This is a genomic window from Paenibacillus sp. LjRoot56, assembly GCF_964253335.1.
GTDB classification, from domain to species: Bacteria; Bacillota; Bacilli; order Paenibacillales; family NBRC-103111; genus Paenibacillus_E; species Paenibacillus_E allorhizoplanae.
This window is the reverse complement of the sequence record NZ_CAXURV020000002.1, coordinates 750,445-762,455: the sequence shown is the minus strand read 5'-3', so window position 1 is coordinate 762,455 and position 12,011 is coordinate 750,445. Positions and strand designations below refer to the sequence as shown.

The 12,011-nt window shown below is 43.6% G+C and carries 9 protein-coding genes; 2 read left to right on the top strand and 7 right to left on the bottom strand.

All coding sequences use genetic code 11. From position 1 onward, the window contains the following. Positions 1 to 29 precede the first annotated feature (29 nt). The 6 genes from ACSQ8O_RS15805 to ACSQ8O_RS15780 form a co-directional block, all read right to left on the bottom strand. Positions 30 to 1,541 (bottom strand): response regulator transcription factor, encoded by a 1,512-nt coding sequence (locus ACSQ8O_RS15805; protein ID WP_436242478.1) that lies wholly within the window; start codon positions 1,539 to 1,541, stop codon positions 30 to 32. Positions 1,542 to 1,669: 128 nt separating this feature from the next. Next, complete coding sequence (locus ACSQ8O_RS15800) at positions 1,670 to 4,477, bottom strand: carbohydrate binding domain-containing protein (RefSeq protein ID WP_436242477.1); 2,808 nt, start codon at positions 4,475 to 4,477, stop codon at positions 1,670 to 1,672. A gap of 536 nt (positions 4,478 to 5,013) precedes the next feature. Beyond that, positions 5,014 to 5,184: a hypothetical protein gene (locus tag ACSQ8O_RS15795; RefSeq protein WP_157256877.1), complete on the bottom strand. Its 171-nt coding sequence runs from the start codon at positions 5,182 to 5,184 to the stop codon at positions 5,014 to 5,016. Between the two features lie 66 nt (positions 5,185 to 5,250). After that, positions 5,251 to 6,087 carry a helix-turn-helix domain-containing protein gene (locus ACSQ8O_RS15790; RefSeq protein ID WP_436242476.1) on the bottom strand — a complete coding sequence of 279 codons (837 nt, stop codon included), beginning with the start codon at positions 6,085 to 6,087 and terminating at the stop codon, positions 5,251 to 5,253. Positions 6,088 to 6,152: 65 nt separating this feature from the next. Beyond that, a complete protein-coding gene (locus tag ACSQ8O_RS15785) occupies positions 6,153 to 6,887 on the bottom strand; it encodes a phytanoyl-CoA dioxygenase family protein (RefSeq protein ID WP_436242475.1) in 735 nt (244 codons plus the stop codon). A gap of 116 nt (positions 6,888 to 7,003) precedes the next feature. Beyond that, entirely contained in the window at positions 7,004 to 7,450 is a 447-nt protein-coding gene (locus ACSQ8O_RS15780) for a DUF1761 domain-containing protein (RefSeq protein ID WP_056613135.1), read from the bottom strand. Positions 7,451 to 7,788: 338 nt separating this feature from the next. Here ACSQ8O_RS15780 and ACSQ8O_RS15775 point away from each other — a divergent pair, with 338 nt between their 5' ends. Continuing rightward, on the top strand, positions 7,789 to 9,915 hold the full coding sequence (locus ACSQ8O_RS15775) for a CotS family spore coat protein (RefSeq protein ID WP_436242474.1): 2,127 nt from the start codon (positions 7,789 to 7,791) through the stop codon (positions 9,913 to 9,915). A gap of 19 nt (positions 9,916 to 9,934) precedes the next feature. Beyond that, positions 9,935 to 11,077, top strand: coding sequence for a glycosyltransferase family 4 protein (locus ACSQ8O_RS15770; RefSeq protein ID WP_436242473.1), 1,143 nt, complete (start codon positions 9,935 to 9,937; stop codon positions 11,075 to 11,077). A 277-nt stretch (positions 11,078 to 11,354) separates the two neighbouring features. Here ACSQ8O_RS15770 and ACSQ8O_RS15765 read toward each other — a convergent pair whose 3' ends face one another. After that, positions 11,355 to 11,777 (bottom strand): hypothetical protein, encoded by a 423-nt coding sequence (locus ACSQ8O_RS15765; protein WP_436242472.1) that lies wholly within the window; start codon positions 11,775 to 11,777, stop codon positions 11,355 to 11,357. Positions 11,778 to 12,011 lie beyond the last annotated feature (234 nt).

The window sequence follows — 12,011 nt, the reverse complement described above, 5'->3', positions numbered from 1 at the left end:
GGACTCTATTGTCCTTTGATCGTTTTCCGTTAGTTGGGCATTTGAGAGATCTGTGTTTGTTCCCTGTACATGCGAGGAGTGGTACCGACGACCTTTTTAAATAAGCGATTAAAGTAAGCTGCATCGGGATAGCCCACGGCTTGCCCAACCTCATAAGTTTTCAATTCCAACTGGTTAAGGAGCAGCTCCTTGGCTTTTGAAACGCGAAGATCCATAATGTATTCGGTGATCGTCATTCCTGTTTCTTTGCGGAAAAGAAAGCTGACATAGTTCGCTGTTAAATACACTTGATTCGCTAACTCTGACAATTCAATCTCACGTTTGTAGGTTTGCTCGATGATTTTTTTGACTGTGCTCACCACTTTGCGTTCATAGGCACCAGGCTCCAGTTCCATATCCCCTAACAGACGATCCATCCTGTCAAAAATATCATCAAACACATCCTGTAAAACTGCATGCTCGCATAGCTGTAGTTCTATCTCATTCGAGTCGGGTTGAGTAATAAGCGACCGGTTGGTCGCATCCGAAATACGCATTCTCAGCTGATATAGTAAATAGCCAAGTACACGACATATATCAGCCCAGTGAATCTGGATACGCTTCGATCTATGGTATAGCTGGTCTTTCAGTTTATTCAGTTCTTCACGGTCCATCCACTTGGAGGAATTCTGCAATAAGGAATCAATCAGAGATACCATCATTGTCATTTCAGAGCGATGGTAACTAGGTTCCACATAGGGAATTAGACTGATCCTATCTCCGGTATGCCAATGCAAGCAATAGGCAGAGATGGCTTCCGAGTATCCCCTAGGCCAGTCTTCGAAGCGTGAAATGACGGACGATATGCCTCGCAAATCAGCTTTATCTACCCTTATCGTTTGTGCCAACGCCTCGACGTCACCTACGCCAAATACAATGAACAGCTGCAGATTAGGTGTTAATGTGCATGTGATCATTTCAGGCATGGAAGTGTCCATAGGTGATATCTGTGAAATGGTTGAGATCATCGTTTGCTTAGCTTTGCACACAACAAATACACAAGGTATGGCATGCCCACTATAGGTCGAGAAGGATTCCCAAAGCACCTCTAGTTGATCTGCCTTCATCTCGCCTGCTAAATAACTTTTTAACAACAAATCTGTCGTCTGCCCCTTGCGCATTCTTTCTTGAAGTCGATGATCCATCAGTTTCTGAAGAACTTGGTGAAGTTCCTTCTTATTCACGGGTTTCACTAAATAATCACTGACCCCTGACCGCAGCGCATTGCGCACATAATCAAATTGATTGTAGCCACTCAAGATAATGATGTTCGTTTCTGGGGAAGTAAGTCTAACATGCTCTGCAAGCTCGAATCCATCCATTCTTGGCATTGAGATATCTGTGATGATGACATCTACGGCTTGTTTGCTCAGAAACTGAACTGCCTCCAAGCCATTTGCGAACGATCCCACTACGCTGACGTCAAGTTCCATATGCTCAATCATGCTTACGATGCCCAATCGAATTGCCTTCTCATCTTCAACAACCATGATGCGGATCATGTTCATCCCACCCTTGAGGGCATTCCAGCATACAACTCTGGTCCCCTTCATTCTATCATATAGGCAAAAGCCATCATACGGATTTTCCGCATGACGGCTTCAGTTGTGATCACAAACACTGATGAAGCTTAATAAGCTTGGATATCATCCACATAAATCGTACTGCTGCCTGTTCCTCCTGAACCTTGATTCACATATAAATTAAACTCAGAGATTGAACCCAAATCTTTCGTCCCATTACCTCCTGAATACCAAGGCGGATGTTGGAAAGCTGTGAACGGGAATTGGATCGTTCCGCTAGTTGTACTAGAGAGCGTATACGTGGTTTCCCACGGCTCTCCGTTCGGCTCTTTGAACTGAATGGTTAAGGTACGATTCGATCCATCTGGCTTCAGCCACAATTGGATACCTGTTTTACCCGACCAGTTCTGACTAATACTATGCACAACGCCTGCAAAGGTAGGCGTTCCCATGGTATACGCAAGTTTCAAGCCATATGAGCCTTGCGATTTATTCGTCCCATCTAAAGTCGGTGTAATCGCGTTTCCATCCGTGTTACGTACATATGCCGCAAGTACGCTCGGATTGGAGCCGCCGTAGCCCTCATAATTATCAATAATAACCGTCGTTGGCGGTGGCGGTGTTGAGCCATTGCCTAAGCTAATGGAATCTACATAGATGGTGCTGCTGCCATCTGCACCTGAACCCTTATTAATATAGAGATTGCTTTCTGCGATGGAGCCCAAATCAATGACACCATTTCCTCCGCTATACCAACCTGGGTGCTGGAAGCTCGTAAATGGAATGGACAACGTCGTGGCAGTCGTACCGGCAAGGGTATAATACGTTTCCCATAGTTCCCCGTTGGTTTCCTTAAATTGAATCGTTAATGTACGATTGGATCCATCTGGCTTCACCCATAGATTGAAGCTTGTGTTCCCCGTCCAATTGGCATTACCGAGCGTATGTACAGCACCTGCATAACTGGTCGTTGCATTGACGGTATAGACAATTTTGGCGCCATACGCGCCTGCATCCTTCGTCGTTGCTTCACGGGTCATTGTGAACGTGTTGCCACTTGCGTTTTTCACATATGCGGCTTGCAATGCTGCATCGGAGGCATATCCATCGAAATTATCAACCGTCGATGTTGGTGCTGGAAGTGCCACCGTCGTGAATGCGATTCCCGAATTGGTGGCATTCGTTGAGCCGGTACTATTAACAGCCGTTACCTTCCAATAGTAAGTTTTGTTGTTAGCCAGCACACTCGAAGGCGTGTAGCTTGTGCTCGTTAATCCGCTCACATTGATAACAGGATTCGAATACGACGTGTTATCTGCGACAACAATTGTATAGGTAGCCGCATTAGTGGCTGTACCCCATGTAAACGATGGCGTCACGTTCACACTTGTTGCTCCGCTAGCTGGAGCAGATTGCGTAAAGCTTCCAGGTGCTTGCAGCTGCGTACCAGAGATTGCATACACCGTTGAATAGGCACCAGCTGTGCCGGATAAGTTATGTCCTTTGACCCTATACCAAGTTGCTGCACCTGCCGTGGAACCTGTGTCCGTCCATGGTGTTTGATTATCCGTGACGCATTGATTACATGCGACAGTCCAAGGTCCACTGCTGCCTGCTGTAGAGCGTTCGACCGTATATGTGTCGGATGGCACAGAACCGCGCCAGCTCAACACATATTTACCACCGGAGGTTGTGGAACCGGTAATCGTAGGTGCACCTGGAATGCCATGTGCAGGTGGTGTTGTGATACCTCTCATTTTGTAAGCATGATTCCTCATTTGTTGTGCTTGTGTGCGCATGAAAGTTGTGTCACCTGGATAGTGAACCGTATAGCCATCCGGATGCTGCACATAGCCATAATTATCGTTATGCCCAAATAACGCCCAGTACATGTCGCCTGCGATCACACTGTCATTCTCAATGGCCGTATGGAAGGCTGCCAAGGTGCCAAACTGCTCGCTTTTCCAATCATACTCCCCAACGAACATGACTTTCCCAGCATTTCTTACTTTATTGGCTTGCGTCTGGAGAACTGGGACGGATAATCCTTTATTCCCCCATGTATAGAAGTGGTCCGAATACATATCAATGCTCGAAATTGTCAAATGAGCATCGGCAATCCCATAATTCCCATCAGCTACTAAGTGATTCGCATCCTGCTGTTTCAAGTAGTCAGCAATTTGCTGGGTCCAATTTTTCAATTGTGTCGGATTGTCGTACCAGCCTAACTCGTTTCCTGTCTCCCATGCGAGAATCGTCGGGTCATTCTTGTAGGCAACTCCCGTATAGGTGTTCACCCGATTTAACATGACACTCAGATGTTGTTTGAATGCAGTAATAATATTCGCATCGCTGAAAAACTCGTATCCTGTATAAATGACGCCATCATCCGGATACCCGTACCATTTAGTCCATGTTTTCTTGCCGCCATGGTAGTAATTATACATATCAATGACTGGTAGGATGAGGCGAATACCTTGATCTCCAGCGGCTTTGATGGCATAATCCACCTTCTGCCAAGCTGCTTCGTTGTAATTGCCAAGTGTGGGCATAATACATTTGGCACAACCAAATGAGTTGACCAAATGTGAGCGTACAACGGTAGCTCCCATTTCTTTTGCGGTTGCGAGTGCATCATCTACTCGGAAGTTCGTTGGAAAATCAATCGTACCATTCGTTGGTACATTCTCATCCAAGCCCAGCCAATAAATGTTCGCTGAGCTGAACCGAAATGGCTGTCCATCCAGCTGCAGCTGATTGCCCGATCGTGTTACATAGCCCGTCACAGCAGCCTCAGCCGCAGGCGGCGTATAGATCATCCCCCACAGCATTAAGAGCGGCAAAACCCAAGCTAGCAGAATTGTCCTATTCCTATTGCTTATTGAACCTGTGTACATCACTATCACCCCAGTCATCTTATTTCGAGGCACTGTAAGCGCCTACAAATTAAGTATACGCTGTTCAAACTGAGATTGAATTGGACTCAGCATCAAAAACTTGACCTTAAACTGGAATCTATGTGTTTGCTGATGCGTAATCTTCGCAGCACTGCAGAGGAAGGCTTCTAAGGCGCAGGTTGGGTTGGTGGTGCTCAATCTAAATAACTGGAAAACCTACAGCTAATCTGGCGGAATTATTAGGAAGATTTGATTTAGATGGAAAATATGTAGTTAATTCTCTCTGATTTGATCATTTGGGTCGGATATACTGAATTTAACAGTATGAAATCCATCTAATGTCCGATTAGACGGAATTTCATGAAAATTAACTGGAGGAAATCCATTTATTCGCAGCGAGAATGGTAAATGAGCAAAATCATATCTCACTCTACTCTCAAACCACCATTAGCTGCGCATTAGTCCCCCGTCCCCCACCAACACAAAAAAACACCAGACCATGTCAGGTGCCTCACACTGGGTAGCCCCAGTCATTACTATGTGATTCTACTCGCCTAATGCTTCAATCTTCTTCTCGATTCGAGCTCCTGCTTCAAAGCTTTTTCCACCAGTTCGGCCATCATGTCGAATTTCTCAGCAACCGTGTAGGGTGACAAAGCCCCGCAGTGCGAACAACGCTGCGTATGGATTTCTGTTGGTTTGGAGCACGATTTGCAAGTAATCATGAGAAGTTGTCCCCTTTGTGTAAATTAGATACATCTATTATACACATCTGGAGAGCAACACACACCTTAGTTCGAGCGGAACGTTCGCGGTGAGCTTCCATATTTCTGCTTGAACGCTCTCTCGAAATGCGTTAATGTATTGAATCCTGAGGCGAAGCAAATTTCAGTAATTGGAATGTCCGATGCTTGAAGAAGTGATTTGGCAAATTGCAACCGTAGCCCTTGCAAGTAGATTTGGAACGAAATGCCGGTCATTTTGTGAAAAACGAGACTAAAATAATTCGGTGCCAATCCAGCTTGCTTAGCAGCATCCTCCAACCGAAGTTCTTCCCGAAAATGATGATGCATATAAACAAGCGCTCGTTGTAGCGTTGAGGACTGAGACGGCATGGCCTGCAATTCAGGCTGATCATTACGTTCATGGTAAGTTCGAAATAAATACAAAAGGATTCGCTCGAAAGCTCCTTTGATCAGAATAGAATGTCCTGACTTCTTCATTTGAACCTCATCGCGTATCAGCTGAAACTCGGACTCTATAATCTCATGATGCGTCTCGTTCAGATCTACCATATATTCCGCAACTTGCCCAAACATGAACTCTCGTAGTTCTTGATCCAGCAATTCCTCATCAAACACTAGATTATACAGCTCCATGGGCTCATTCGGATACGAATAGATTTCATGGAAATCCGCGGGAGTTAATAGGAACAAGCTGCCTTTCCGCAGCTCATGCTCTGTTCCATTCACAATATTCATACCTCTGCCTCGAACCACAAAACAAAGCTCATAGAATTCGTGCCAATGTAGTTCATGATGCGTATTAATATTCTGAAAGTAAATTTGAAAGGAGGAGGCAGGTTGAATAAATTGTTCATTCGTAAGTCTCACAGGTTGCTTTTTCATCCAAGTCCTCCTCATTCCACATTTCGTTTATCATAAGATTTCCATGAATGAAGCCTAAATCCCTTCTACTTTACGTTCGCATAAATATTTCCTGCTAGATCTTTGCCACGAGCGAGCCAAACTTTGAAGTTTGGATTTTTATCCGCGTAGACCTTCGTATCTGTAGAGAAATAGCGCATCGTATAGCCACAGCGACGGAATTCGCTCTTGTTCGGATCCGCACCATGAATAATTCGTGAATCATGCAAGGAGCATTGACCTCTTTGCAGTTCAAAATGAACAGCAGTCGATGTGTCCATATTTTTAATCTGCGTACTGAAGAGATTCTTCTCTCCGTCTACTTTCTCATATTCGGAGAACCCATTGTTGTGTGTGCCTGGAATAACTTGCATACACCCATTTTCCTTCGTGCTATTATCGATGGCTAACCAAATCGTAATGATATTATCGAAGTTACTAACGCGGCCCTTCCAATAAGCAGAATCCTCATGCCATGGCGTCGCGCGTCCAACGAACGGATCCTTGCATATAAAATGGGAAGACCACAAACCAATGTTAGGTCCGATAATAGGTTCAACGAGATCCAATACTTCATCTGCTAAAAGAAATTGTAATAGACGCTCTTCACGGAAATGCGGTGTGTCTAACTCGTCTGAGAGTTTACTGCCTTTTTGCTTCAGTTGATCTTCAAATAGCCCCGTTAACTCGGCTAATTTCTCTGGAGAGAATACTTGCTTCTCATAAAGAAAATACCCATTCTTTTTATAAAATGCGACTTCTTCTTGTGTTAATTTACTCATTGTAACCCCTCCTGAAAGTGTGATCTTATCTACACACTAACTATATCCTGAAATAGGGTCCGGAGGCTTATCGTAAGCTTAGAAGAAGTTAGCGTATCTTCAGGTTCTTAACATTCTTACACCCAGAACCAGAATACAAGCAACAGCATCGTAAAGCGAACGATCTCATAAGAAGTGTCTACAGCCACGACTAGCCAACTTTTGAACTGCCAAACCTTTTTACCAACTGTAAACGGAAGCGTGTAACCTGCTGCTAATAGCATAGTGAACCAAAAAGCATTCATTAGACTATCGCCATCATAACCAAATGCTTGTCCACCTGTTTTCCATAGCTCTAAACAACCTGCAAATGCAATGGAAGTTATGAAAGATACAAGAATATAAATCACAAAAGACTGGATTTTATCCGCTTTACTTACGTTAAGATTGGTTTGTTCTCCCTTGCCGTACATGTGCTTCTGATAAGGTTTGGCCCATATAACAGCCATCCAAAGAAAACCTAACACTAAGGATAAAATCCCCGTAACGAATACGGCCCAATAATTAATTTCTTGAAATAACATTTTCATTCTCCTCTTTACCCATATGTAGTTATACGAAACCTTTTGGTTTCGTTTTTCATTATATACAACCATTTGGTTTCATGTCAATTCCTATTTTTTGTAAAAAAGTGTACAGATGTCTAATCGTTTTTCATGAAGTTCCACTCTTGTACATATCAACCATTCACCTAATGACATATGCATAGAATTAGATAAACCTAAACTGGTTTATGTGAGGTGAACTTTCGTATCACAGTAGTTCGAAGAGGTACAATAGTGGATCATATTAGCAATTTCGCAACATTTGTAAGGGCTTAGAACGTACAATTCACTTTAAAATACGTGATGGAGTGATGGTGGTGGAAAATTATCAAGTCGTACCCTGGATAAATGATGTCTTGGATCCAGGTGTCGTTGCTAACATGTATGTTCCTCCTGGTTTAGAGATGCTGGCACGAGAGGTCTTGGGACATTATGACTTTCAAGTCAATGATATGCTCTTGATTACCTCCAAGCCAGATAAAGGCGGAGCTATTTGGAAAATCGGCACAAGTAAGGGCAATCTTAGTATTAAATGTTTGCACAGACGACCTAGAAGAAGTCTTTTCAGCGTTGGTGCTCAAGCCTACATGTCTGGTTTAGGTCACAGAGTTCCATCTTTTATTCCTACGAAAGAAGGCCATTACTACGTTGAAGCAGGTGGTAAACTCTGGATCGTGACAGACTGGATTGAACCCCTGGTGCCCGTATCAAAAATCGACCTAGATGGAGCTTCTCAGCTGTGCTTTGGCTTAGGGGAGTTCCACAAAAACTCAAGGGGTTATGTCCCTCCTAGCGGTTCGGAGAAATCCTCACGCATCTACGGCTGGGGCAAATATTACGAAAAAATAATCGCCAAAATCGGATGGTTTCAAGATATCGCTCAGGCTTACTCTGAAACCGCTGCAAGCGCAAGCTTACTTGCCGTGATTGAGGAATTCAAGCGGCAGGCTAACGACATGTACCTTCGTTTCCAAAACTCCCCTTACAACGCGATGTTAGCCAAGGGTGAACCCCACTGGGGACTTGCCCATCAAGATTTCGGATGGTCGAACGGCCAAATGGGACCTGGCGGCATCTGGGTTATCGACTTAGACGGCGTTTCCTACGATTTGCCGATACGTGATTTACGTAAATTGATCACAAGTACCATGGATGATATGGGCGTGTGGGATTTAACATGGATTCGTGGCATGATTGATGCTTATCATCGTGCTAATCCTCTTGATCAAGAAACCTTCGAAATCTTGTGGATCGATATGGCTTTTCCAAATGAATTTTATAAGCATGTCAAAGAAATCGTGTTTGATCCCCAAGTATTCCTTGACACTGAACTTGCTTCGATTCTTCAAAGAGTCATGACTACTGAAGCAAGTAAATGGCAAGCGTTAACGGAGCTTGAAAAAGATAAGGCGAATTACCCTGCTGGTGACTACTCAGCGGATTATGTCAAACCGACCTTACAAAATCCTGCAGTTATTCTTCCTGGCGATGTGTTGACACCTATTTATTCCGATACGCCTACAACGCCTGCAACACCTATTACACCTATTACTCCGGTTACGCCTATAACACCTGCTACGCCTGCTGTTGAAGAGATCATGCCAATTCCACTTGAGCCAGAACCTGTTTATGCTGAGTTACCTGAAGCAGCAGAACCTGTTTATGCTGAGTTACCTAAAGTAGCAGAACCAGTTTATGCTGAGTTACCTGAAGTAGCAGAACCTGTTTATGCTGAGTTACCTGAAGCAGCAGAGCCTGTTTATGCTGAGCTACCTAAAGTAGCAGAGCCTGTTTATGCTGAGTTACCTAAAGTAGCAGAGCCTATTTATGCTGAGTTACCTAAAGTAGCAGAGCCTGTTTATGACAAGAAACCAGTCGATAAGAAAGTCCTCCCCGTACCTTATATCCAAGAGCCTGTTGCAGTCACCATTCCTTCTACACGTAAGCCAAAAAGTGACTACACCAAAACGCCAGCTATATCTGAACCTGTCTCGATGCCAGTTACACCAGAAACTGTATCTGCAGGAGATCCTGCTGCTGTTACTGTGCCTCCAATATCAATACCTGCCCCAGCCCTCATCCCTGCTGGTGGACGGAAGCGATTTAAACTCCGTGTTCCAAGAAAACGGCGCGTATTGAAGAAAACCAGAATCATCAAGAAAACCCGATATCTAAGACGCAGAAAACTAAAGAGACTCACCAAATGGAAGCGCGTCACAGGTATAAAGATTATCTGGGGATACAAAACATGGCGTGCTAAGAAAAAAGTAAAGTCAATACGACGACCTCTTAAGAAACAAATGAAACGTAAACTGGGACTTAAGAAGCCAGTTAAACGTGCAGTGAAGCCAACGATGAATAAAACACAACAACCACGATCGAATATGAATGTACCGCCACCGTGGAAAAAAAGGCAGATTCCACCTAGAAAAAGGACTGCTTGAGAAAGGAAGCTGTTAACTTGTGAACATTCTGATGATTTGTACAGAAAAGCTGCCTGTCCCCAACATTCGTGGGGGAGCAATCCAAACCTATATTGACGGTGTGGCTTCGCTACTAAGTAAACGTCACAGAATTACCATTTTAGGTAGAACGGACCCTGCTTTACCAAACGATGAAGTCACGAATGGTATCCACTATGTTCGTGTGGAATCACATGGTCTACTTGAAGCTTACGCTACGGGAGTTGTCCAATTTCTACAAAATACGTCGGAACATTATGATATTATTCAAATTTTCAACCGCCCTTTACTAGTCCTTCCTGTGAGGGAAGTTGCACCTACATCACGGATTATTCTAAGTATGCATAACGATATGTTCAATCCCTTTAAGATCGACTTTGCCGAGGGGAATAAAGTTATCGAGCAAACTGAGCGTATTATCACCATTAGTCAGTATATCGGAACAGCTATCTGTGATTACTATCCCCATGCGGCTGATAAAATTAAACCGATATACTCCGGCGTTGACTTGAATCGATTTGCTCCTTGGATGGAGTCAGAAAGTGCACGAAGTGCTCGTGAGAGCCTTAGAGCAGAACACAACCTATCCAATAAAAAAGTCATTTTGTTTGTGGGGAGGCTAACTCGCAATAAAGGCCCCCATGTGCTGGTACGTGCAATGTCTCAAATCAATCATCCTGATGCTGTACTCGTTGTTGTCGGTGGTGCCTGGTTCAGCGATAACTCGGTTAGTGACTATGTCGCTTACGTCAGAGCACTTGCCGTACGCTCACCTCTGCCAGTCATCACAACCGGCTATGTGCAAGCGCAAGATGTTCACCGCTGGTTTTGCGCAGGAGATGTCTTTGTTTGTACATCTATTTGGCAGGAACCGTTAGCACGTGTGCATTATGAAGCGATGGCCGCTGGATTACCCTTCCTTACAACAGCTAGAGGTGGCAATCCAGAGATAGTAAAGAACAATAACGGAATACTCATCAATAACCCTGAAGACCCGAGCGAATATGCACAAAAACTAAATTCGTTGTTGTCTGATATGAACCATGCACGACATATGGGACTTAACGGACGAAGATTGGCAGAACAAAACTTCGCATGGGAACGTGTTGCTCAGGAAATTCTTGCCGTTTGGGAACAACGATAAGTACAAACATGGAGATTGTTAGTTAACTTAACTGGCTGTCCCAAAAGTAGATACTTCTACTTAGGGACAGCCCATTTGTTTGCCTGGAGTCTCAGAGCAAAGCGAATTAGCTACTTAACCTATTTTACAGGAAAAACCCCTTCTACGAGAATGGATCCTCTGCGAAACTAGCAGAAGCCATAACAAGAGTAAGAGGTTTCCCATGAATGGTTCAAGCAAATAACAAGCAGTCTACTTACTTGACCAAATCTCTTTGATATTAGTTAATTTCTACGATTTATGCTTCCTCTTCATCTTCATCTTCATCTTCATCGTCGTCGTCGTCATCATCATCATCGTCGTCTTCGTCTTCGTCTTCGTCTTCATCTTCTTCGTCTGACTCTTCTTCGCTAATAGCTGACACCGTTACTTCGTCTTCTTCATCTTCTTCATCTTCTTCATCTTCTTCATCTTCATCATCGTCATTTGATTCTTCATCTTCTTCATCTTCTTCGTCATCTTCTGAACCAAACGCCAACTTGGAACCGTCAGCTAATTCAATCTCAGCTTCATCAACTTCTGCCCAATTAATTCCAGTTCTTAAATCAGCGATTTCGGACAAATCAACTTTGTCTTTGTCACCGTTCTCAAACTCCAATGAGAGCTCTGTTACTTCAGGATGTGCTTGTAAATAACTCAGTAATTGTTCTAAACTTTCCAAAAAAATCATTCCCCTCGTCATAAATTAGAAACTTTAATGTCTCCATGTATACTATGATATTTCCAACCTCATGCTTAGGCTCTTGATAGAGTAGATTGGCGGATTATGTTTGTCCCCTAGAAGATTTCCCATAAAACGTATACATATCAGCTTATTTTCCCTGTGAATAGCCCTAACATTTCATATTTCTTCATCATAAATTAATAATGTCTTCATATAGACAAGGAGGTAAAA